Origin of the sequence: Aquimarina spinulae, from assembly GCF_943373825.1 — a bacterium.
Lineage (GTDB): Bacteria > Bacteroidota > Bacteroidia > Flavobacteriales > Flavobacteriaceae > Aquimarina > Aquimarina spinulae.
Genome location: NZ_CALSBP010000002.1, coordinates 1,180,629 through 1,205,452 on the forward strand (window position 1 = coordinate 1,180,629; position 24,824 = coordinate 1,205,452).

Annotated in this window: 19 protein-coding genes and 1 tRNA gene; 3 read left to right on the forward strand and 17 right to left on the reverse strand. The window is 32.4% G+C overall.

All coding sequences use genetic code 11. From position 1 onward, the window contains the following. Positions 1-3: 3 nt before the first annotated feature. The 4 genes from NNH57_RS10875 to NNH57_RS10890 form a co-directional block, all read right to left on the reverse strand. A complete protein-coding gene (locus NNH57_RS10875) occupies positions 4-2,043 on the reverse strand; it encodes a beta-N-acetylhexosaminidase (RefSeq protein ID WP_108807675.1) in 2,040 nt (679 codons plus the stop codon). 284 nt (positions 2,044-2,327) lie between these two features. Further along, complete coding sequence (locus NNH57_RS10880; RefSeq protein WP_074409080.1) at positions 2,328-3,893, reverse strand: SusD/RagB family nutrient-binding outer membrane lipoprotein; 1,566 nt, start codon at positions 3,891-3,893, stop codon at positions 2,328-2,330. A 21-nt stretch (positions 3,894-3,914) separates the two neighbouring features. Further along, positions 3,915-7,346 (reverse strand): SusC/RagA family TonB-linked outer membrane protein, encoded by a 3,432-nt coding sequence (locus tag NNH57_RS10885; protein WP_159099199.1) that lies wholly within the window; start codon positions 7,344-7,346, stop codon positions 3,915-3,917. 257 nt (positions 7,347-7,603) lie between these two features. Then, positions 7,604-8,725: a FecR family protein gene (locus NNH57_RS10890; RefSeq protein ID WP_074409082.1), complete on the reverse strand. Its 1,122-nt coding sequence runs from the start codon at positions 8,723-8,725 to the stop codon at positions 7,604-7,606. Between the two features lie 150 nt (positions 8,726-8,875). Here NNH57_RS10890 and NNH57_RS10895 point away from each other — a divergent pair, with 150 nt between their 5' ends. Further along, a complete protein-coding gene (locus NNH57_RS10895; RefSeq protein WP_159099198.1) occupies positions 8,876-9,448 on the forward strand; it encodes an RNA polymerase sigma factor in 573 nt (190 codons plus the stop codon). Positions 9,449-9,593: 145 nt separating this feature from the next. Here NNH57_RS10895 and NNH57_RS10900 read toward each other — a convergent pair. The 7 genes from NNH57_RS10900 to NNH57_RS10930 form a co-directional block, all read right to left on the reverse strand. After that, a tRNA-Val gene (locus NNH57_RS10900) sits at positions 9,594-9,671 on the reverse strand. Positions 9,672-9,740: 69 nt separating this feature from the next. Beyond that, positions 9,741-10,958 carry a bifunctional folylpolyglutamate synthase/dihydrofolate synthase gene (locus NNH57_RS10905; protein WP_074409083.1) on the reverse strand — a complete coding sequence of 406 codons (1,218 nt, stop codon included), beginning with the start codon at positions 10,956-10,958 and terminating at the stop codon, positions 9,741-9,743. 8 nt (positions 10,959-10,966) lie between these two features. Then, the gene (locus tag NNH57_RS10910; protein ID WP_074409084.1) at positions 10,967-11,860 is read right to left on the reverse strand and encodes a cell envelope integrity protein TolA; all 894 of its coding nucleotides are present in this window, start codon (positions 11,858-11,860) and stop codon (positions 10,967-10,969) included. Between the two features lie 2 nt (positions 11,861-11,862). Further along, positions 11,863-12,255: an ExbD/TolR family protein gene (locus NNH57_RS10915; protein WP_074409085.1), complete on the reverse strand. Its 393-nt coding sequence runs from the start codon at positions 12,253-12,255 to the stop codon at positions 11,863-11,865. Between the two features lies 1 nt (position 12,256). After that, on the reverse strand, positions 12,257-12,943 hold the full coding sequence (locus NNH57_RS10920; RefSeq protein ID WP_074409086.1) for a MotA/TolQ/ExbB proton channel family protein: 687 nt from the start codon (positions 12,941-12,943) through the stop codon (positions 12,257-12,259). 82 nt (positions 12,944-13,025) lie between these two features. After that, positions 13,026-14,495, reverse strand: coding sequence for a sodium/proton antiporter NhaB (nhaB, locus tag NNH57_RS10925; protein ID WP_108807673.1), 1,470 nt, complete (start codon positions 14,493-14,495; stop codon positions 13,026-13,028). Between the two features lie 27 nt (positions 14,496-14,522). Continuing rightward, entirely contained in the window at positions 14,523-15,749 is a 1,227-nt protein-coding gene (locus NNH57_RS10930; protein WP_074409088.1) for a Glu/Leu/Phe/Val dehydrogenase dimerization domain-containing protein, read from the reverse strand. A 471-nt stretch (positions 15,750-16,220) separates the two neighbouring features. Here NNH57_RS10930 and NNH57_RS10935 point away from each other — a divergent pair, with 471 nt between their 5' ends. Continuing rightward, on the forward strand, positions 16,221-17,363 hold the full coding sequence (locus NNH57_RS10935) for an acyl-CoA dehydrogenase (RefSeq protein WP_108807672.1): 1,143 nt from the start codon (positions 16,221-16,223) through the stop codon (positions 17,361-17,363). A gap of 94 nt (positions 17,364-17,457) precedes the next feature. On the opposite strand, the gene NNH57_RS10940 is transcribed toward NNH57_RS10935, so the two are convergent. Both NNH57_RS10940 and NNH57_RS10945 read right to left on the reverse strand, forming a co-directional pair. Next, positions 17,458-17,658, reverse strand: a complete 201-nt coding sequence (locus NNH57_RS10940; RefSeq protein WP_132066301.1) for a hypothetical protein — start codon at positions 17,656-17,658, stop codon at positions 17,458-17,460. 130 nt (positions 17,659-17,788) lie between these two features. Continuing rightward, on the reverse strand, positions 17,789-19,492 hold the full coding sequence (locus NNH57_RS10945) for a helix-turn-helix domain-containing protein (RefSeq protein WP_108807670.1): 1,704 nt from the start codon (positions 19,490-19,492) through the stop codon (positions 17,789-17,791). A 670-nt stretch (positions 19,493-20,162) separates the two neighbouring features. Here NNH57_RS10945 and NNH57_RS10950 point away from each other — a divergent pair. Further along, positions 20,163-20,363, forward strand: coding sequence for a hypothetical protein (locus NNH57_RS10950; RefSeq protein WP_108807669.1), 201 nt, complete (start codon positions 20,163-20,165; stop codon positions 20,361-20,363). Positions 20,364-20,457: 94 nt separating this feature from the next. Here NNH57_RS10950 and NNH57_RS10955 read toward each other — a convergent pair whose 3' ends face one another. The 4 genes from NNH57_RS10955 to NNH57_RS10970 all read right to left on the reverse strand — a co-directional run bounded on the left by NNH57_RS10955 (position 20,458) and on the right by NNH57_RS10970 (position 24,780). Further along, positions 20,458-20,715: a hypothetical protein gene (locus NNH57_RS10955; RefSeq protein WP_074409093.1), complete on the reverse strand. Its 258-nt coding sequence runs from the start codon at positions 20,713-20,715 to the stop codon at positions 20,458-20,460. A gap of 678 nt (positions 20,716-21,393) precedes the next feature. Then, a complete protein-coding gene (locus NNH57_RS10960; RefSeq protein WP_108807668.1) occupies positions 21,394-22,266 on the reverse strand; it encodes a sugar phosphate nucleotidyltransferase in 873 nt (290 codons plus the stop codon). A 14-nt stretch (positions 22,267-22,280) separates the two neighbouring features. Continuing rightward, on the reverse strand, positions 22,281-23,366 hold the full coding sequence (locus tag NNH57_RS10965; RefSeq protein WP_234423353.1) for a GHMP family kinase ATP-binding protein: 1,086 nt from the start codon (positions 23,364-23,366) through the stop codon (positions 22,281-22,283). Positions 23,367-23,412: 46 nt separating this feature from the next. Beyond that, positions 23,413-24,780 (reverse strand): Gfo/Idh/MocA family protein, encoded by a 1,368-nt coding sequence (locus tag NNH57_RS10970; protein ID WP_108807667.1) that lies wholly within the window; start codon positions 24,778-24,780, stop codon positions 23,413-23,415. Positions 24,781-24,824 lie beyond the last annotated feature (44 nt).

The following is a 24,824-nucleotide window of genomic DNA, read 5'->3' on the forward strand; positions in this document are numbered from 1 at the left end:
ATATTAAGGTTTTACATTTTTAATTTCTAATCCTGAGATTAGCTTTTTAATTGCCGGTATTGTTACGAGTTCTGTGTCAGCAATTGGTTTGCTAAGAAAATCAATAATAGCTATTGATTTTTGATGCTCAGCTTTGTTTATACTTCCTCTAGTTAATCCTTTTTTTAGAATGGATGATAGTTCTTCTAATTTTGAAGATAAAGGTTCTAATTTTGCTAGTGTTGGATTATTATTTATTTTGCTGAAATCAGTATGATTTGTTATCCATTTGTTGAGTAATGCTATAATTTCCTGTTTTTCAACATTTCCATTAGATTTTAAATATTTTTTTACACTTTTATTAAACAGTATAGCATCAATAGCATCTGTATTACATGCGTCTACAAATTGCGTAAATGGCGAATACGATTTATACTCAACTCCTCCTTTATTTCTTTGGTATGCTTTTAACGGTTCACAAATTTTTGTAAGAGTAATCAATGATTTTAATTCTTGATTATTACTAATATTCCTTAAAATCACATTTCTATTCCTTATGTGAGAAATCCCTAATTCTTCTAACCTGTAATTAACTTTCTCTAATCTTTTAAGCATATTATCTGCATCATTAACCTCATTAGATGACCATAATTTTTCTGCAATTGCAGCTGTTCTAGGCCAAATTCTAGAATCTATAGAAACAGGAGTAACTAATTCCCCCCACATTGTTGCTTCTCCTCCCAAGATATTTTTTAGTTGTTCTTCTGTTAAGCCATGATCTTTTGAAATAGGTTCATTTGCATAATGATGTCTAATAGATTTAAGTAAATCTATATAATACCCTTTGGACAACACTGTTTTATAACCTTGTTTAGCTGCTTTTAGCATTGCTTCTTTACCTCTCCAGGAATGTATAACAACATCTTTGGGTAAAGTTGGTTGCAAAATTTCGTCCCATCCCATCATGATTTTTCCTTGCTCTTTTAATATTTTTTGAATTTTGATATTAAAATACGCTTGCAATTCATGGTTGTCTTTTATTTTATTTTTCTTCTTAAACTCTCGGATTTTATCGTTTTCATCCCAATGCTTACCTTCATTTTCATCACCTCCAATATGGAAATATTTATCAGGAAAAAGTGGGGCAATTTCTGAAAACACATCAGTAATAATTTCGTAGGTAACTTCTTTTGTAGGATCCAAAGTAGGATTAAAAATACCTGCATATCTTTCTATTTTATAGATAGTGTCCTTACTTGCCATTTCTGGATATGCTACTAACCAAGAAGTAGCATGACCTGGTATATCAAATTCGGGGACAACTCTAATTCCTAAGTTGGATGCATACGCTACTAATTCTTTTATCTGCTCATGAGTATAGTATTGTCCATCTGATGCTAATTGATGAAATTTAGGTCTTGATTTTATCTCCACTCTAAAACCTTGATCCTCGGTTAAATGCCAATGAAAAACATTCATTTTTACAGCAGCCATGGCATCTAAGTTATTTTTTAGCACTTCTAGTGGTTCATAATGCCTAGCGACATCTATCATTAAACCTCTCCAGGGAAATCTGGGTGCGTCTTTAATATTAACTCCATGAAAAAAATATTCGGTTTTAGTGTGAGCATTAAGCTGTAATAAGGTTTCTAATCCTCTTATTACACCTATATCTGTTATAGCTGTTAAGGTTATTTGGTTATCTAATACTGAAAGTTCATAGGATTCGTCTTCATTTAACTCTAGTTTACCTTCTCTGGTATAATTTATAACCAAAGATGGGTCTTTACTTTTAGAGGCAATTGTTGCAAATCCTTCGTCAATAAATACTCCTGTTCTATCAGATAGTCTTCTCAGAAATTTGGTTGTTGCGTTACCTATTTTGGGATTAATATTGTCTTTATTTACTGTAATCGTAAAATCTTCTTTAATGATAAATTTTTGACCGTTCTCTGTGATTTCTTTTGGCCAGGGCATTAACTCATATTTCTCTGACAACTCAACTTGTGCGTTAGTTTGAAAACATGATACTATAAAAACAAAAATTAATATATTTTTTTTCATAACTAGTATTGCATTTTACTTCAAATTTCTATGGTTTGATGATTACATAGTGAAAACGATGATGTCTTCTAATATGTATTAAAAGCTTGAATTAAAGCATAAATTACCAGACTAAGTTTGTTGCATGTATATCCTGATTTTTTTATATCATTATTCTTATACAAAATTTGCAATAATCATGACTACAAAAAACACTTTTCTATTTTCTGAAATTAATACTGAAAAATAGCCATTCTTAAAAACTTAATCTGGCATTCATTTATACTTCTATTATAAATAGTAAATTAATTTACATCCCACCAAAGAGCCGTAGACATTATATCTGGACCTTGAGCATTAATTGCTTCTTGTACATTAACACTATTAGAGATTAATTCTGTACTAGAATATTGTAATCTTTTAGGAACATTACCATTATTAGGTTGGCTTACCCAAAAATTAACATTATCGGTTATTTGTGGTATCATATCTACCCTTCTTACCAATGCCCAACTCTCATATCCGTTTGTTAAAGATGCTAACCATCTTTGGTTATACACCTGATTAAGCTGATCCTGAGTAGCACCACTTAATGTAGCAATAGCTTCATTTGTTATGAAATCACCGGCATCTTGACCTCCCCAAAAATCAATACTAGCTAGTATACCACTTTGGTATAAACTATTAGCATCTCCTCCATATCCTAACAATGCAGCTTCTGCTTGTAAAAAATAGGATTCGGCTGCTGTTAATACCATTACAGGTACTTGATCATTAATGTCAGAAAAAGACGTTCCTACTATTTTTGGTCCAGGCTTAGACATATCCTCCCAGGCTGGAGAAACTCTTACATTAGACATACCTCCAGCATACCCTCCATTTTCTGCTTCAATTGCAATTTCTGGTAATCTTGGATCATTATTATCTTGCATAAGATTTACAAGTCTATCTGTTAAAATCCATTTAGAACCTGTAACTCCATTACCTCCTGCACCAGTTCCAAATCCCCAATAAACATCTTCAAAACCACCATCCAGATTACCATTAACCAGAGGGTCACGAGATCTAATTAGTGTAGCCTCATTAGTTTCGTCTATTAATGGATTTAATAAGCAATCTGCTATGACACCATCAATAAAAGCGCTTTCTCCATCTGCATTAAACGCATCTCTACTTCGTAATGCCATGCGTAATCGTAATGTATTTGCCAAAATTTTCCACTTTTGAGGATCTCCTTCATATATAAAATCTCCGTTATCACCACTAATAGTTGTTGTTGAGTTTCCTATGACATCCATTTGTGCTTTTAGATCTTCTAAAATGCTTCTATAAATAACTTTTTGAGTGTCATATTTTGGAGGATTCACTTCAAACTCAGGCAGTATAACTTCGGCATAAGGGACATTTCCAAAGATATCAGTCATTTTTTGATAAAAAAGAGACATCATAATTTTGGTCGCAGCTTGACCATTGGTATCCTCTAATTCGCCAAATTTGATTAATAAATTACGTAGATTTAAACTACTCTTTGTAAAAGATTTATCAAATACAGCATTGGTCCAACCTTGATCATTATCATATATATCACCACCATCCCACCAGCTTCCTACAACACTTGTTGAGAATTGATGAGAAAATTGTGATGAATATAATAAATTACCTCTCCATGCCACAAATCTAGGCTCTGCAAAGGTAAAATATTGCACCCCTCCCATAATGTTATCTGCTCCACTTTCTTCGGGTAAATTAGGGTTGGTATTTATTTCTTCAAAGTCTTTAGTACATGAAGACGTTAAGAAACCAAACATTAACACAATAGTGAAAAATTGTCTTTTAATGTTTGAATAATTTTTATTATCAATGTTTTTCATAATATTTTAAATTATTTAGTATTAAAATGACAAGTTTAACTTTACACCATGGCTAGAGGTAGAAGGGAAATCATAAATTTCAATTCCTTGGATAGAGGTATTAAAACCAACTTCTGGATCAAAATTTTGTGTATTCTTATGAAGAATTGCTAAGTTTCTCCCGATATAGCTTATAGACAGATTTGCAATCGAAAATCTATCTAAAATACTAGATGGAAAGTTATACGTTAAGGATACTTGTCTTAGTTTAACATAACTACCATCAGAAATCCAGTTTTCAGAGATATTACCTAATCTTTGATAGTATGTTGCTGGGTCTACCCCTCTAGAGGCAACACTTGGAGATAATGTACCGTCTACAACGGCGTCACTTGGTACCATAATACCATTACCTCCTGTATAAAATTCTCTTCCTTCTAAGGTTCTAATATCGTTACCATTTGTACTGGCTACAAAATCAGTAAATGAGAACACATCTCCTCCTGATTTAATATCAATCAAAAACCCAAGTTCTATGTTTTTATATGAAAATGAATTATTAATTCCAAGTAAGAAATCTGGAGTAACATTTCCTATGATTTTATTTTCTCCTACAACTGGTAAACCATCACTATCATAAATCACACGTCCCTGATCATCCCGAGAAAATGATGGTCCAACCAAATCTCCATACACATTCCCTTCGGTGGCAGTTAATTGTATAACATCATTAAATTGTCTTGCTATAATAGCAGTGGGTAGTTCTTCTACAAGCTTTTCTATTCTATTTTCATTCTTACTAAAATTAAAAGCTGTATTCCATTCGAAATTTGTTGATTTTATAGGAGTTGCTGTTAAAGCGATCTCTACTCCTTTATTAGAAACCAAACCTGCATTAATTATTTTGCTTTGCGCTCCTGTGGTAGAGGGTAAAGAGATTGATAATATTTGGTTTTTTGTCTCCTTATTATAGTATGTAACATCTAATCCTAATCGATTATTGAATAGCTTAACATCCATACCCAACTCATATTCTGATGACAATTCGGCTTTTAGATCTTTATTAGGTATTACAGTTCCCGGAGCTGCTCCTTCTTCTGCTTGTCCCTGTGTTAAATTAGGGTCACCAAAATAAAATAATGTAAGCCCATCATACGGAGCAGAAGATACATTATATACTGGAGCCAATCTGTAAGGCAGTGTTGCATTTCCTGTTTTTGCCCAACTTGCTCTAAGTTTTATAAGATTAACCTTATCGCTATCTATACCAAAAATATCATGCAATAGAAAACTTGTTCCTACAGAAGGATAAAAAAATGAAAAACTATCTACTGGTAATGTAGAACTCCAATCATTTCTCCCCGTTACTTCAACAAATGCAAAATCATTAAATCCAAATTGTACCGAACCAAATAAAGATTGAGATTTAAGGTTACTTATTCTTGTACTAGCTCCTTTAGTTCCAAAATTATTTACTGAAAAAAGTGAAGGATCTAATAAATCCGATGCTTGCACAGTTGTAGATTTTGCTTTGTTCTCAAAACCACTATATCCTACAGTTGAGTTTACAGATATTTTTTCTGTTAAATATCCATTATATGATAATAAGAAATCATAATTTGATGTGGTAGTTTGCTGTGTGATTTCTACTAATTGCCCTGAAGGTGCATTATCAAAAACTCCTCGACCTTTGAATATAGAAGCGGCATAATTACTTTGATCCTGAGAATATCTAGCAGTAGCAGATAAATTATCTATAAGTTTATATGTTGCACTTATTAATCCTGTATACCTGTTTTTGGTATCTTCATTCAGCTTAGTATTAATTGCATAGTAAGGGTTCATTGTAAATGAAGATCCTCCAAAATTATTTGGCGTACCATCGGGGTTAATATAATTGGCTTCTAAATCTGCATTAGAAATGTTTCTAGATTTTAAAATCAAACTTCGAACTGTATTTGCCTGTCCATCTGTTATATCGGCTCTATTAATTGCTGTGTTTTTTACATATGCAATTTTGGCTTGTACTTTTAATTTATCTGTCACATTGGTATTTGTATTTAACGACAAAGATTGACGTTTATAATCACTACCTGATAAAATTGGCTTATTAAATAAATTAGAATAAGACAATCTATAATCTATAATATCAGATCCCCCAGATAAGCCTACAGAATTTATCATAGTTAAACCTGTTCCATAAAAATCTTTAAAATCACCGGGATTACCACTGTAAGGAGCTGTACCTACACCGTCAAATCGTGTTTGCTGACTACCGTCTAATGCTGGTCCCCAACTACCGGCTCTGGTAATATCATAAACCAACTGTCCTGTAGCAGCATCAAAACGACCTTGCCCATAACTATTCTGTAGTTTAGGGGCAACTAATACATTATCAAAAGTCACTGAAGAAGACAGATCAACTTTAATTCTGCCTGCTTTACCTTTCTTTGTCGTAATTACAATAACCCCTGCAGAACCTCTGTAACCATAAAGTGCAGTGGCATTCCCTCCTTTTAAAATGTTAATACTTTCAACATCATCAGAATTTATATCGGATAATGCATTTCCATAATCCAGGCCTCCAGAAAAACTTCCTTCTCCTAAACTACCTCCATCCAAAACAACACCATCTACAACAATCAACGCCGAGTTTTGTCCTGGCACTAGTGAAGTAACACCTCTAACGGTAACCGACGCAGATCCTCCTATACCGGTCCCGTTTTGATTAACCTGAACACCAGTTACTCTACCTGCAAGATTATTAACTACATTAACATTTCTAACTTTTGTTAATTCTTCGCCGTCTACCGTTTGTATTGAGTATCCTAATTTTTTGGCCTCCCTTTTAATTCCTAAGGCAGTCACTACTACTTCTTCTAAACTTGCAGTGTCATCTTCCATAACGACATCAATAGTTGATGAATCTCCTACTGCAATTGAAACTGTTTTCATTCCTATAAATGAAAAATCTAATACATCTCCTATTGAAGCTTTTATAGTATATCTTCCATCAAAATCTGTTTGCACTCCTCTAGTCGTTCCTGATATGATTATATTTACACCTGTTAATGGAACTCCTAGTTGATCTTTTACAGTACCATTGATTTCTTTTTCCTGTTTTGTCTTTCTAACCGGTTCTGGGATTAACTTTTTAACAGTCTTATTGTTTAGTTTATTTTTGACTAAAATAATTTGCCGATCTACAACTTTATATGTTACCCCTTGATTATTAAACAGTTGATTTAATATCTTATAGATTTTTTTATTTTTCATGTTAATCGAAACCAAACGGTTTTGATCTATTACATTTTCATTTGCCAAAAATTTAAACTCAGATAACGACTCTATAGTCTCTAATACTTCTATAACTTTTACAGATTCTAAATTAATGGTAATCCTAGTATTTTGAGAATATGATTCAGCTTGAATTTTAAAGAGAGAAATGAATGTTAATAACAGTGTTAGTTTCATTTTTAAATTCAATTTAGGGGGCGTATATAAACATGCCCCTGAGGTAAAGAATTTTTTCATATTTTTGTGATGATTTAGTTAATAATAAAGATTCATGTCGAAATGATTCATATTGATTAAATCGTATTCTATAATCGGGAAATACGTCACTATTTCTCGATTTTTTTTGCAATACGTTTTTATTCAATTAATAATTTTATATTAAAAGTTTATATCATAGGCATTACTTTGGTTTAATGGTTTAATGGTTAATAAAATTATCGTTTATTTATTGTTATTCTATTTTCTTCAATTGTAAAAGAAAATTCTTCACTACTCTGAAAAGATATTAGTACTTGTTCTATAGTTTCTGTATCAAATTTTGCTAAAAAACGTTTTTCATTTAGTGAACTATAATTGTTTGTAATAACGACATCATAATTTCTTTCTAATATTTTAATGATTTCAGAAAATGGTTTCATTTTAAACAACAACTCTCCTTTAGTCCAAGCAGTGTACTCACTAACATCAACTTCTTTTACATTAATACTCTGTTGAGATTTATTCAAAGTAAATTTATAACCTGGCTGTAATACAGTAGAAGTATTTGCATCAAATTTCTCATCCACTTTATAAACTCCAACTGATCCTTCTACCAAAACAGTATTCATTTCATTATCTTCTCTATAAGAATTAACATTAAATTTAGTTCCCAAAGCTTGAACATTTACATCTTGAGTATTTACAATAAAGGGATGTTGTTTATCTTTTGCTATTGCAAAATATGCTTCTCCGCTTAAAAATACTTTTCGATCTTTACCTTTTAAAAATTTTACTGGATATTTTAATGAACTTCCAGCATTTAAATGAACCATGCTCCCATCGGATAAAACAAGTTGTAGTTTTTTACCATAAGGAATTGACACCTCATTATATACAAGCTCCTTATCATTTACTTTAGTATTTTTATATTCGAGCTTATCATCCTGATATACACCTACTATTGTTCCTTCTTTATTTACTATTTTTTCATTGTTATTCTCTCGAATAATTTTTACATCTCCATTTTCTAATTTTAAAGTAATCTCATTATCTTCGGTAACTACCTCATTAGAAGTATTTAAAAGAAATAAACTACTAAGTCCAACAACGCCAACAAAAATAGCAGCCCATTTATACCACCTTTTATAACTATTTTTTTGTTTCCTAATGGATTTCATCAATGTCGTATATTCGTTTTCAACATCTACATCTTGTAAGGCATAATTTAGATCATAATATTGTAGTATATATGCTTTAAAAATTTCTTTATTTTCATCTTTCCTTAACCAATTAGATAAATCCATCATTTCTGAAGAGCTAATCGTGTTGGTCAAATATTTTTCAATTAATTTTTTCAAGTTTCTGCTTTTTTTTCAACACTAACTACTATTCTTTATTGATTAAACGTATGGTTTGTCAAAAACCCTTAAAAGAAAATTCTTTTTTTTTTGCATATTTGTAATTCACATTTCAGGAATAACGTTGAATTTAGCATGAATGACAGTAGTTTGGTTTTAAAAATTAAGAAAAATGATGAAGATGCATTTAAATTAATTTTCAATGAATTGTATAAGCCTTTATTAGCTTACGTAACAACTTTAACATACGACACAGAAAAAGCTAAGGATATTGTTCAGAATTCTTTTATTATTTTATGGAATAAACGAGAAATTTTATCTGAAGAGTCTTCTTTAAAAAATTACCTTTTCACAGTTTGCTACAGATTGTATATTGATCAATACCGTAAAGATCAAATAAGAAACAAGGTAATCGATGAATTAAAACTAAGTGTTTTAAAAAATCAAATCGAATACAATGATTCTACAGAACGGCAATTAAGGGTAAAAAAGATTCTAGCAGTTATTGAAGAGCTTCCTCCACGCTGCAAACAGATTTTATTGCTAAATAAAAGAGACGGGGTAAAGTATAAAGAAATTGCTGAAAAATTAGATGTATCTGTAAAAACCGTTGAATCTCAAATGCGAATAGCTTTTCAAAAAATTAGAGATAGTTTTAAAAATGAGAAAATCATTTTATTTATTTCAATGTTAAAAAAACGTTCTTTAAAATATTTGGACTAAAAAGAGGTGCTTCTAACGAAGTGCAAATTCTTTTCTTTCATCACTCCTTATTACTATTTCTCACCTATTGTTATCCTAAATAGTAATAGGTAATTTATAAGAAATAAAAAAAGGAATCAACATTATAAAAATGAAGATTCCTTTTTGGTGGGCGCGAAGGGATTCGAACCCCTGACCCCTTGGGTGTAAACCAAGTGCTCTGAACCAACTGAGCTACGCGCCCGCTATCTTGCGATTGCGGATGCAAATATAAGACAGTTTTATAGTCTACCAAAAGAATTTTAAAGAAAAATTAAATTATTTCTGCAACAACAAATGTACTTCCTCCCACATAAACAACATCTTTCTCTGTAGCCTGCTGTAATGCAGCTTTATACGCTTCTGCAACCGAGCTATACTCTTCTCCTATTAAGTTAAACTTTAAAGCTTCTTTTTTTAATTTTTTCTCATCAAGCCCTCTTAAAATATTAGGTTGAGAAAAATAATATCGGGCCTGCACAGGAAATAACGGCAAAATAGTATCTAAATCTTTATCGTCGACCACACCTAATACTATATGAAGATGATCATATTCTTCTTCAATCAATTGCTTCATCACCATTTTTAATCCATCTTCGTTATGAGCGGTATCACATATCACTTTAGGGTTTTCTTGCAATATCTGCCATCTTCCCAACAAATGAGTGTTTTTTACAACATTCTGAAGTCCTTTCTTAATATCATTTTCAGTTATACTCCACCCATTTAACTTAATCAAACCTACAGTTTGTAAAACAGTCTTTATATTTTCTTTTTGATAACTTCCTTTTAGATCAGACGAATATATTGTACCATTACGGTCTTCGGCAAAATACAAAGGACTTTGGGATGCATTAGCGGCCTCTACAAAAACTTTTGAGGTCTCTTCTACATTCCTTCCTATAATAACTGGCACACCTTCTTTAATGATTCCTGCTTTTTCTGAAGCTACTGCAGCTAATGTATTCCCCAAAAAACGAGTATGATCTAATCCTATATTAGTAATTACAGAAATTTCTGGAGTAATAATATTAGTAGAATCCAATCTTCCCCCTAGTCCAACTTCTACCACTGCTATATCTACCTTTGATTCTGCAAAATACTGAAATGCCATTCCTACGGTCATTTCAAAAAAAGAAAGTTGATTCGATTCGAGATAAGGTTGATGTTTTGAAATAAAATCAATCACATATTCTTCAGATATAGTAACTCCGTTAATTCGAATGCGTTCTCTAAAGTCTTTGAGATGCGGCGAAGTATACAATCCTACTTTATAACCTGCTTCCTGTAGTATTGAAGCTAGCATATGACTAGTAGAGCCTTTACCATTTGTTCCTGCTACGTGTATACTTTTAAATTTGGTTTCGGGATTTCCTAGATATGCTGCTAATTGTATCGTATTATGAAGATCTACTTTGTATGCACTGGCACCCTGGCGCTGATACATTGGTAATTGGGTAAACATCCAATCGAGGGTCTCCCTATAGTTCATTCTTTGTATTATTCAGAAAGTTTAAACTGATAAATAATTGTTCCTACTTGCTTTGCCGGAGCTTTAGAATCGCTATTAAACCGCGTAGCCAAGGCTGCTCTTTTTGCTGGCCCCATTAAACATGAAGCACTATTGGTCGTTCCTTTAACTCCAGGAGTGGCTCTAATCACTTTTCCGCTTTGGTTAACTTCTATTTTTACCACCACAATACCTGATTCATTACAATCCTGAACAAATTTTTCTTTATTAAGGGCTTTTCTACCGCCTAATCGATAATTACCATCTCCATCTAATCCTTTACCAGTTCCGTAGTATGACCTGGCATTAGGATCTCCATCCGGGCTTCCTTTATCCCCTGGTGATTTATCATCTCCTTCTCCCCCTTTTGCTTTACCATCATTCTTTGGGCCGTTAGAAAAACTATTTAGAATATCCAAAGTAGACTTATCTGGTTTTGGATCTGGTTTTTTTTCTTCTACCTTTTTAACAGGCTTTTCTTTTGTTGTATTTTTTGAAGGCTTCTGATCCGAAGGTTTCGGTTTTTCTTTAGGCTTCTCTGTCTTCTTTTTAGGTTTCTTTTTTGGTTTTTTTTCTATCACTGGTGCATCTTCGAGCTCTTGAGTTACCACTTTATCTTTTATTTGAGGAGATTCTTCTTGTGGTTCTGGAATCGATGATGTAGTTTCTGGAGTAGTTTGCCTGGGTGAGGATTTAATAGGGGTATTAGGCTGGATTTTACCCGAACCAGTTGCTGTAGTCCCAAAATTTACAGCAATACCACCTTCTTCTTCGGGCTCCATGTAATTTAAGCTCAGATAAAACAATAAAAAGATAATCGCTACATGCACTAGTATAGTAAGCACAAAGGATTTCTTTTTATGTTTTGTATCCAGCTTTATCATTTCTATTCGGGCCTAACGGCTAATATTACTTTAAATTTATTTCTATTGGCAATATCCATTACACCAACTGCCTTTTCTATAGGAACCCCTTCTTCTGCTCTTAGAATAATGGTAGGTTCATTTTTTCCTTGTAATCGTGATAATAATGTAGATTCTAAACTACTTTGACTTATACGCTCTTCATCGATATAGTATTGTAACTTATTAGTAATACTTACCGATATATTTTGCACATTAGAACTCTTTCCTTTGGCTTTTGGTAATATTAAATCCAAAGCTTCTGGAGTAATCGCAGGAGATGTTAGTAAAAAGAAAACTAATAACAGAAATACAATATCTGTCATAGAAGACATACTAAACTCTGGACTAACTTTATTTCTTCCTCTTAAATTCATATTACGCAGGTTCGTTTAACAAGTCTAAGAAATCTACAGCATTAGCTTCCATACTGTGGATCACTTTATCTGTACGAACCACCAAATGATTATATCCTATATAGGCTACAATCCCAACTACTAGTCCACCAACAGTTGTTGTCATTGCCGTATAAATACCTTCGGCTAAAACACCCATATCTGCTGTTCCCGAACTTGATGCCAGATTATGGAATGCAATAATCATACCTATTACCGTTCCTAGAAAACCAATCATAGGAGCAGCTCCTGCCACTGTAGCAAGAATACTAACATTTTTTTCTAGTTTATACACTTCAAGTCTACCAGCATTTTCTATTGCTTTATTAATATCTTCTAACGAATGCCCTATTCTCGAAATTCCTTTTTCGGTCAATCTTGCTATAGGGTTATTCGTCTGTGCACATAAAATTTTTGCGGCTTCAATTTTACCACTCACCACGCTATCTCTAATCTTATCCATAAAACTTTCATCATATTTTGAAGCTGCTTTAATTGCAAAAATTCTTTCAAAATAAATATACACAGCGACAAATAGTAATACAAAAAGAATCGATATGATTACGATTGCTCCTGTTCCACCACTAAGTAAAAGGTCCATAATGGACAATGTATTCTCTTCTACTTGCGGATCAATTTCTGGGGTATTTTGGGCTAAAGCACCAAGCATTGATAAATACGTCATTTTGATTTTGTTAATTTAGTGTTAGTATACTAACGTTATTTCTGTAGGTTAAGTATATTCTTTATTCTTATAATATATATATAACTCCTAATAAACCAATACCTCCGAGCACTATTGTATATGGAAAAGCCATCTTTACCATTTTAGTATATGACAATCCAATTAACGGTGCTAAGGAAGAGGTTAGTAAAAATAAAAACGCAGCTTGACCATTAGGTGTTGCAACACTAGGTAAATTTGTTCCTGTATTAATTGCAATTGCTAATTTTTCGAACTGTTCTCGTGATATTGCTCCATTATTAAACGCTTGTTCTACTTCTCCTATATATACTGTTGCGACAAAAACGTTATCACTAATCATTGATAAAACTCCATTAGCCACATAAAACATAGAAGGTTGTTGGCCCGGATCTAAGGATAATGCCCAATCAATAATTGGTGTAAAAAGATGTTGGTCATGTATCATTGCTACTATAACAAAGAAAACCACAATCAAACCTGTAAACGGAAGTGCTTCTTCAAAAGCTTTTCCTAATTGATGTTCTTCTGTAATTCCCATAAAAGCAGTCTGAACAATAATTAATGCTAAGCCTATAAGACCAACTGGTGCCAGATGCAATGCTAAACCAATAATCAAAAGTACTGCAGATACTGCTTGAACGATTAATCCATATTTAGATTTATCAGATCTGTTTGCATCTTCATCTTCTGTATAGCTTTCTATAATCCTTCTGGCAACTTCTGGTAATTTTGCTCCAAAACCGAATGACTTTGTACTTTCTAAAACTATTGTTGTAAGCAACCCTGCCCCCAGAACAGGTATTGTAATTGGTGCCATTTTTAAAAAGAATTGTATAAAATCCCATCCCATTCGTTCTCCGATAAGTAAGTTTTGCGGTTCTCCTACCAAGGTACATACACCTCCCAATGCTGTTCCTACTACCCCGTGCATCACCAAACTTCTTAAGAAACTTCTAAACTGCTCTAAAGTTTCTCCACTTAATTCTTTTCTATCCAAAACCCCACTCTCATCAAAATCTCCTGACCCAGAATGAATTTTGTGATATACTCCATAAAATCCTACCGTAACACTTATTAAAACAGCTGTTACTGTCAAAGCATCCAAAAATGCAGAAAGTATTGCCGCCAGAAATACAAACAATAGCGACAATACCATCTTGGATTTTATTTTAGTAAATACTTTACTAAAAATATACATTAGCAAGGGCTTCATAAAATAAATCCCTGCAACCATAAAAACTAATAGTAAAACTACCTCTAAGTTCTGATCTACTTCATGATATGCTTTTTTGGGTGTTGTGAGATTTAATGCCAGGATTTCTATCGCTAATAATCCTCCCGATTGTAACGGATAGCATTTAAGCGCCATGGCAAGGGTGAAAATAAACTCCCCAATAAACAACCATGCGGTTACAGTTGGCCCTAAAAGAAAATAAGAAAATACATTAAAAATCAAAAATCCGATCATTACGGTTTTAAACCATTTCGGACTGCTCCCTAAAAAATACTTGAACATAGTTTTACTCGGTTAATACAATTAATATTATATCAGCTGTCTGAGAGCTATCTCAAACGCTGTTTTACTGATATTGGTTTCTGTTTGTTTTTCGTTATATGTATCCTGAATCGCTTTCTTTATGGTTTCTGAAGTGTCTTTAAAAATAGCTTCATCAGTCATCTGTACTTTTCGCTCCATAAAATAAGCAAAAACTCTTGCCATTCCACAGTTAGAAATAAAATCGGGAATTAGGCTTACTCGTTCATCGGTATATTCCATTATTGGACCAAAAAATATTTCGCTATCTGCAAAAGGTACATTGGCTCCACATGAAATAACTTCTAAACCAGAATCAATCATTTTGGTAATTTGGTCTTTAGTAATCAATCTGGATGCTGCACAAGGAGCAAAGATTTCGGTTTGTAAAGACCATATTCTTTCATTCATTTCATCAAAAGGAATGCGTTGTTCGCTATACAACTTATTTCCTCTCTTATTTAAATACAATTCTTTTATTTCTTCAAACGAAAAGCCATCTTCGTTTATAAGTCCTCCGGCATGATCAATTATCCCCACAATCTTTGCTCCCATCTCAGAAAGATAGTATGCTGCTGCAGATCCTACATTACCAAAACCTTGCACTACTGCTTTTTTCCCTTTTACTTCACCCCCATAAATAGTATAATAGTGCCGTACAGCCTCTGCTACTCCATATCCTGTAATCATATCTGCCACAGTATATTTTTTGGTAACATCGGGAGAAAACATAGTATTCTCTAGTACTTTAATAACACCCTGGCGCAGTTGCCCTATTCTATTTATTTTATCAGCTTCGGTAGGTTGAAAATGACCATTAAATACTCCTTCTTGCGGGTGCCAAACTCCACATTCTTCGGTTATAGGTATAACCTCATGGATCTCATCTACATTAAGATCTCCTCCTGTACCGTAATAACTTTTTAACAAAGGAGATACAGCTTTATACCAGCGTTTAAGAACTCCTTTTTTGCGGGGATCATCAGGATCAAAATTAATACCCGACTTTGCTCCTCCTATTGCCGGGCCAGATACTGTAAATTTGACTTCCATTGTTTTTGCTAAAGAAAGGACCTCATTCATATCTAATCCTTTACGCATTCTGGTTCCTCCGCCTGCAGCACCACCTCTCAATGAATTTATAACTGTCCATCCTTCTGCTTCAGTTTCAGCATCTTTCCAATTAAAAACTATTTCGGGTGTTTTATTTTCGTATTTACTTAATAACTCTTTCATTCTTAAAATTTCAATTTATTGAATAACCAATTGTGTTTTTAAAAAACATTTCAAAAAACAACATACTTATTTTATCCTATCTTTTTAATTAAAAATAATCCTCCATTACGGAGGTTAGAGTTGAGTCATATTACCAGATATTACAATAAATCGAACTATTGTCAAAATTCGACTTCACAAATATAAAAAACTAAACATGGCAAAAGCTTAAATAAAAATAAAATTATGGTAATTATGTAGTAGTTTTTTTACTTTAAAAAAAATAATCTACAGTATTTTTATATCCCTTATAAAAATCTTCTACACTTTATCTTGAAAAATGATTATCTCAAAAAATCAAAAAAACAGTAAAACTATCATATTATAGCCTATATTTGTAGAATTAATAACAAAATCGTGATTATCTCGATTTATTTTCATTGAAAGTGAAAATTTCGTGTTATGCACGCACAGTAAATTATAAAGAAAATTATGGACTTCAAATTATCCGAAGAGCAGTTAATGATACGCGACGCAGCTCGTGATTTTGCTAAAACAGAACTATTACCAGGTGTAATCGAACGTGATAACAAACAAGAATTCCCTAAAGAACAAGTAAGAAGAATGGGAGAACTTGGATTTTTAGGAATGATGGCTTCCCCAGAGTATGGTGGTGGTGGAATGGACACTATTTCTTATGTTTTGGCAATGGAAGAATTATCCAAAGTAGATGCTTCTTGTTCTGTAATTGTATCTGTAAACAATTCTTTGGTATGTTGGGGCCTTGACACTTTTGGAAATGCTGAGCAAAAAGAAAAATATTTAACTAAACTTGCTACAGGAGAATCAATAGGTGCTTTTTGTTTATCTGAACCAGAAGCTGGTAGTGATGCTACTTCTCAAAAAACAACGGCTATTGACAAAGGGGATCACTATGTACTAAACGGAACAAAAAACTGGATTACTAATGGTAATTCTGCTGATTATTATTTGGTTATTGCTCAAACAGATAGAGAAAAAAGACATAAAGGTATCAATGCTTTTATTGTTGAAAAAGGATGGGAAGGATTTGAAGTTGGCCCAAAAGAAGATAAATTAGGAATACGAGGAAGTGACACACATTCTCTTATATTTAATGATGTAAAAGTTCCTAAAGAAAATCGAATTGGCGAAGATGGTTTTGGGTTTAAGTTTGCTATGAAAACATTGGCTGGAGGCCGTATAGGAATTGCTGCACAAGCATTAGGAATCGCTTCGGGGGCGTATGAACTAGCAAAAGAATATGCTAAGGTTCGTAAAGCTTTTGGCACAGAAATTATGAATCACCAGGCAATTGCTTTTAAGCTTGCCGACATGCATGTACAGATTGAAGCTGCCCGTATGTTAGTTTATAAAGCTGCAATGGACAAAGATAACCATGAAAACTATGACTTATCTGGTGCTATGGCAAAACTAGCTGCGTCTCAAGCCGCAATGGATGTTAGTATAGAAGCAGTACAAATTCATGGTGGTAATGGTTTTGTTAAAGAATATCACGTAGAACGATTAATGAGAGATGCAAAAATCACTCAAATTTATGAAGGTACCAGTGAAATACAGAAGATTGTAATATCAAGAAGTATTCTTAGAGATTAATTAGTTAAAACTCTCTAATAAAAAAGCCCAGTTTGTAAAATTACGAACTGGGCTTTTGTGTTATTTATTTTAGATTAGATTAGTTATATCATTACTATTTTCTAATCCAATTAGTTTTTGTCACCTCAAAATTACAAGGAGGATTAGAATCGCAACCAGCACTATTACAAAGCTTAATTATGGAATCATTAGTATCTTGAAAACCACCACCTCTCACATCATATTTCATTGGGTTATCTAATTTTGTTATTTTAATTTTTTGAAGATTGATTTTAATCTTGTTCTTTCTTTTCATGGTTTCTTTTGTATTAATGAATACATCAAAAGTAATAAAGAAACAATCTTGTAACATCTATTAAAAATCATTTGCAGGTCAAAATTCATAAATCTTTACCTTATTTCACTACAAATACAAGCATCCCAAACTAATTAGCGTATCTTTTCATAAACTCTGCAGGATTACATCCTTTTCGTTTAGAAAAAGCTGTGACAAAAGATTGTAAATTATTAAAACCAACTTCTTTTGCCATTGACCTGATCGAGTAGCGTTTAAAATTTTTATTTTGTTCTATCTGTTGTATGCAATATTCAATTCTTAAATCATTAATATAATTTGCAAAATTCTTTTTCTTCTCCATGTTAATCACCTTAGACAAATAAGTAGAATTTGTTTTTAAGTTTTTCGAAACTTTATTTAAAGTAAGATCGTTTTTTAAATATCCTTTATTATCTTCAAAATCGTTCAACTTCTCAAGTATTTCTTTTTTCAATTTAGTTGAAAAAGCCTTACTTGACTTCACAATCTTCCTCTCTTTATTCTCTAAAACTTTAACCTTCTCTAATTCCCTATTTAATTGAATTTTATAATTATTTTTTCTTTTCTTCGAAAAATAGATATATAAAGAACTTACAATTATGATCAAAAAGACACTAAACGCTATTGACTTATAAGTTAAAACTTTATTGTTATTTCTAATTTCACTTATCAAGTGATCTTTATCTTTTATCAACTGTGGTATATCGTACTTTTTTACAATAGAATGATTTAATTGGCTATATTTTATACTAGAGGCGTTTTCATACCGTAACAGTTTTTTCATTATTTCTAACTGATTCTTTTGATCTTTATTCTTTTTATAGTGATCAAGCAATAATGTAAACGCTTCTCTTATTTCTAATCTATAGTTTGACTCATTAGTAATTTCATCTACTTTCTTTAAATATTTCAATGCTTTTCGCTCTTCTTTTAGTTGCAAATAGGTTTTCCCCAAATACAGATATCCTTTTCTTACATTTACATCATTGACATCTTCTTCTGATAAAATCAATGCTTTATCCAAACTATCAATAGCCGATTGGTATTCTTCCCTATAATAACTATTGATTCCGTAAGCAAATAAAAGATTTGGGTAATGATGCCTATAAGTACCAGACAGACTAGCTGTTATTCCTTTTTTAAGATAAAAGTATGCCGAATCATAGTGCTTAAGTCGATTATAACTATCAGACAATTTATACAACGTAGCTATATAAATCTGACTACGCTTCATAACACTATCTTGTTTTAGTAAGTAACTATAATTTTCTTTATATACCAGTAGTGCTTCTTTCTCTTTTCCCAGGATGGTTTTTAACAATGCAATGTTATGTTTTAAACCAATTAACTGTCGTTTATTGTTATTCCTTTCTGCATATTCTTTAGCAACTAAATATGCTTCTAATGCTTTATCGTGCTGTTCTATTGTACTTAATATATTTCCTTTTATCATATATCCTGTAGAAGGATAATGATTATTTCGTAACTTTTTTGTTATTTCAATTATAGAATCTGCATACTGCAATGATATTTCAGGCTGTTTTTTGTAGATAGAAAGAAACATTTGATATCCATCTGCTATCCTCTCATTATTAATCTGTTTTTTCGCTTTAGAAATATAAGTATCTGCAAGTTTTCGTTTATAAACAGAATCGAGGTCTTTCCCTTTCCAAAACTCAATTGTTAATTCTCTTAATGTTTTACTCTTTAATGAATCTGCATCAACAATTTTCTGTTCGGTTTGTAATTGGCATGTTGCGTGTAATGAAGGGATATAAAATGTTAATATTATCAATAAACCGATCCATTTCATATATAAGTAGATTAAAAAGGGTATGTATGTTTAATAAACAAACTTACAAAGAATAAAAAACTTCAAAAAAGTAGTTATCCTGGCAATTACAAAAAAAGAACCTAAGTATAAAAACGTAGGTTAAAATTTATAAATCGATAAGGTAAAATTTATAAATCCTAACCAGAGCACCTTGAAAAACTTGTCTTTTCCATATAATTTTATCCCACAAATTTACTCTTTAGATATATATCATCATCATAAGACAGATAAAAAGTGAATATATAGTCGTAAAACCATAGACGACACTAAACATATTGTGGTATCAAATTATTAATATATATTATGAAAAAATCGATTTTAGATTTCAGAAAAACGTTAAGTAAAGATCAACAAAAAAAATAGTCGGTGGGGCACGTATATGTGATCATAGATCAGAAACTTGTTATGAAGGTTCTGCACCCAGTTCTAATCTCAACCAACTAGTAGTTATTGATTCTTAAGGGTTTATCACATATATTAATTAATCAAGGCATAGGTGTTAACATTATTTAACTTTCAATAAGCAAAATAATTATATTAACTTATAAATTCCGGAAACAAACAGTTAATATAAATTATTGCAAAAAAAGTTCGATGCTAACTACTTATAATTAAATAATTATTCAATAACACTTTAAAATTACATTTTATGTATTTAAAAAATTTTTCTAAGTATAGAATTGACAAGAAATTATTATCAAAAATAAATGCAGGCGGGCATGGTTTAGTAATTTGTGGTAATGGAGAATCATTTAGTGCATCTGCAGAATCAGAAGGCTCAGTAGAACGAGGCGGTAGCCGTTGGTGTCGAGATAGAGATGGTGTATCTGCTACTGTATATCTTGAATAAAAATAAACTTTTACTAAACGCTACGAAAAGACAAAGTAGGGCTTGGTGTTAATTTCAAGTTCCTAATGAATCGTGTTTCTAAACATTCTTCTTTCTAATTGTAGCGTTTAGCAACCAATAAAACATTCAATTTACTAATAGCCAATCTACAGAATTGGCTAACCCCACAAATAGCAAAGAAATAGAATCCCCCTCTATTCCCTATGATTTTATATGCTATGGGATCTATAATATTAATTTTACAACTGGCAAATAAAGAATATAGCATTACAGCTTTTTGAGTAGTTCTATGAAAACCAGAAAACAGATAATTCTTTCTACCTAAAGCCCGTGATCTGATGATGTTTTCCATCTAATTGTGGTCAATTTCATAACGACATCAGTGATATATCTTTTCAGCTTGTACCGTAATTTTAATACATATCCAATTGCTTTTCCAATAGCACTTTTAGGCAGAACCCCAAGAACATGTGCCTTAAAGCTAATTTTCAAAACTATTTAAAATCGAAGCAGCATATAATTTGCGGTAACGTTTTCTCTGTTCAACTGAACTTTCAAGTTTCCTTGCTTTTCACTCTATAGCGTATAGCTTTTGATTTTGTTCCAATACATATCTGGCTCTGAATGCATCACCATTCAGTACTTTTTCAAAATATCCTCTAGCATGTACTATACATACCAATAAAGTAATGTTTCCTTTTGTATTTAAGTTTGTGAAAACCGAAAAGCTTAATAAAAACAGAGTAGGTAAAATTCTTAACAATTTAAAATAAATGAAGAACAACTAAAAAAAGTAAAAGGAGGAGATGGAAACAAACCTAAAGTTACTTCTATCGATACATCAGGTCTTGAACAACCTATAGAACCTGTAGGTACAGGATTCGATACTGAACTAGTACTTTAATTAAAAAAACTAGAGATTTCACGATAACAAATCTCTAGTTTTTTTCTTTTTATCATATTTATTAAGATGAACCTTTCATTATCTACCTTTAAAAACAACCCTTTTTAAAAGATCATATAAAATACCTTATCGGTTCCAATCCATATCAACATAGTGTATCTCTATATATTCTTTAAGAATAGTAATATCTTCCTTTGATGTTAGATCTGGTACATGTTCTGATATCGGTATCCCAATTACCGATGTAGGGTGTTCTTTTACCATATCTAATAGTGCTGTGGGAAGTTCTTTTTCATTCCTTTTTTCATTAACTGGGCAATTCACTACATACCCCTTAAACATTGCTCCATCAAACTTAAAAATATTCATACTTACTCTAAGTTTACCAGATCCATCTTTATAGAGTTCACTGTCTTCGATCGAAGGTTTTTCAATAATATCCTTCAAAAATCCTTCTTCATCCAAAGACACCAGAGCAAACCGAGCTATACGTTGTAAACTAAACTGTAATGCATCTCTATCATAACTCACAAAAGCATTTGCATGATCTGTACAGCGTAAAGCCTTTAAAGCAACCTCAGAATACAGATTATCACTGTTACAAACGGTATAGGTCGTAGTATTCAATTCTGGATATTGTGTAATTGCCTGATGAACAGCATCTGCGGTCCCAAAAGGTTTTTCTCTATCTTTAGGAATATATTGTATTGCATAATTAATAGTGAGGCCATAAAAACTATTTCCCTTAAGATTATTCCCATAGAACTCCTTTATCAGGTTTTCTTTTTCTCCGATAACAATGAATATATGTTTATACCCTGCCTGTTTAGCGTTATATAAAAGATAGTCCATTACAGGTCTCCCACTTGCATCTATACTAATAAGAGATTTTGATCGCGTATTAGCTTGTGTTGTCAAATCAGTATTTAATTCGGTTTTTATTGCCTTTTTCATTCTCGAAGATGCTCCTCCTGCCAAAATGATTAAATTTTCATGCATAATTTTTCCTTGCTTTAAACAACTCTTGCCCCAGAGTCTACATTTACAATATAAGCTGTTTTACCTTCTCGTTTAATAGCTTCTACAACTTCCTGCTCCTTATCTTTTGGAGCTATAGCCACAATACTACCTCCTCCACCTGATCCAACAATCTTAACTCCATAGGCCCCAGCTTCTATTGCACTATCTACCATTTTATCTATTACAGGAACTGTTATTTTAAGGATATCTTTTAGAATATGATGGTGTTGATTCATTAAATCTCCTAAATACTTCATATTCGGAACTTCCTTTTTAAATTCTTGTAAAGCTTCAAGCGTTATAGAATGATTTTTTAGAGCCGCAAAGAAATAAGGTTTCAAATCAGATGGAATATATTTTTCATATTCGTTATACTCTTCCGGTAAAGTAGATTTTATACTGAAATCAGGTTTTTTTAGCGTCACGTATTCTATAGCTTTAAGTGCTTTTTCTTTTCGATCTCCCAGCGTACCTATGGTTTCTTTTTTCACTCCGGATTCACCTACAATTAATCCCGGTACCGTATTCTGTATCCTTTCATAAGATGTTTTCTCACTGGTATCGATAAACAAAACTCCTCCCAAGCCAATTGAATATTGATCCATCAATCCTCCAGGTTCATTATGTTCCAGAACTTCGGCTTCATAAGCTATTCTTGAAACCAGTATTGGGGTTACTTCCTGGTTTGCACCAAATGCTTCTAACAGAAATCTTATCCATGCTACTATTAGTGCAGAAGAACTTGAGACTCCCGCATTAAGTGGTAAATCTCCTTTTATCTCTATATCATAACCTTGATCTGGGATGCAGCCATATCGTCTTAGCACTCTAAGAGATGAAGCAAAATAATCTCTGTGCTTGATCTGCTCAAATTTTTCACCTATAAGAATCTCCCTCTCTTTTCCGATATCCGGTAATTTTATCTTGAAAAGAGTGGTCATATTTTCAATAGCATTTAGTGTGATATATTTATCTATCGCACATGCAATAACGGGCAATCCAAGATAATCCTGATGATCTCCAAACAAGCAAGTTCTTCCCGGAGATACTATATTTATTTTTTTCAAAATTGCTTTCAAATAATGTATGTTTTATAATAAACCATCTCAATAATCTCTATCAAAATTAGTAGGTATCCTTAATCCAGTTGTAAGGTTTTCTTTTGAGCCACAATCCTCTTGTAAAATCCGGAAAATCCTGTGGTTCGCCGTTATTCTCTATAGAAACTTCTGATAGCGGTGTAATTGCACTCCATGCAGCCGCATCATACACATCTAATGGTGGTGCTATATTTTGTTTTGCAGATTCTACAAAAGCATTAATAACAAAAAAATCCATCCCGCCATGACCAGCGCCCATCGCATGTTCTCCATATTTTTTCCATAAAGGATGGTCATATTTTGCCAGCCATTCATCTGCCTGATCCCATTTATGCGATTCTGATTTTCCTTCTATATATATTCTATTTCCATCAACCTCCCATAATCCATTGGCTCCCTGAACTCTAAATCCTAATGAATAAGGACGAGGCAAGTTACAATCATGAGTAACTATGATGGTTTCTCCCATTGTAGTCTCAATGGTCGAAGTAATAACATCCCCTTGTTTAAACTTAACTTTTGCATTTGGATGGTTTTCTCCTCCATTTTTTACAATATAATTGTGTAAACCTATACTTTTTGTTGCATTAGAAGTAATTGATGAAAAGCGATTACCTCTATTAATATTACACATTGTAGCCATAGGACCTACACCATGAGTTGGATATACATCTGCATTTCTTGCTACCGAGTGCTGTGTTCTCCATTTTGATTCAGAAATGCCTTTTTCACCAAACTCTACTCCTTTTCCATATGCAGTTTTTCCATCATTTAGTTTTACAAATCTCAGATCATGTTGATATCCACATCTAAAATGTACCAACTCTCCAAACACATTTTGTCTAACCATATTTAAGACTGCCATAACATCACGTCTATAATTAACGTTTTCTAAAATCATAAGATGTGCACCGGTAGCTTCATGGGTATTTACCAAATCCCAACATTCTTCAAGAGTATTTGCAGCAGAAACTTCAAGACCAGTATATTTACCAGCTGTCATCGAATCTTTGGCCATCTTTGCATGCCATAACCAGGGAGTAGATATAATCACAGCATCTACATCCTCTAGGTTTAGCAGATTTCTGTAATCATACTCATTTTTGCTAAATACTTTTGGTTTAGTTTTCCCTGCTTTATTGATTGCTTCTAAAGAAAGATCTATCCGAGTCTGATCAATATCACAAATTGCTGTTACTAACACATCATCTCTTAAAAGAACATTTCTTAAATGATTTGTTCCTCTTAGACCAACACCAATTAATCCCAATTTAAGTTTTTCTTTTTGACTATATCCCTTATTTCCGAAAGTTAAGTTAGGTAGTACAGAAATACCAGCCCCTGCTATTGCTGTTTTTTTAATAAAATTTCGTCTAGACTTGTGTGTATTCATGGTGTTTAGTTTTTCTATTACATTCTTTAAATATAACAGAAAAG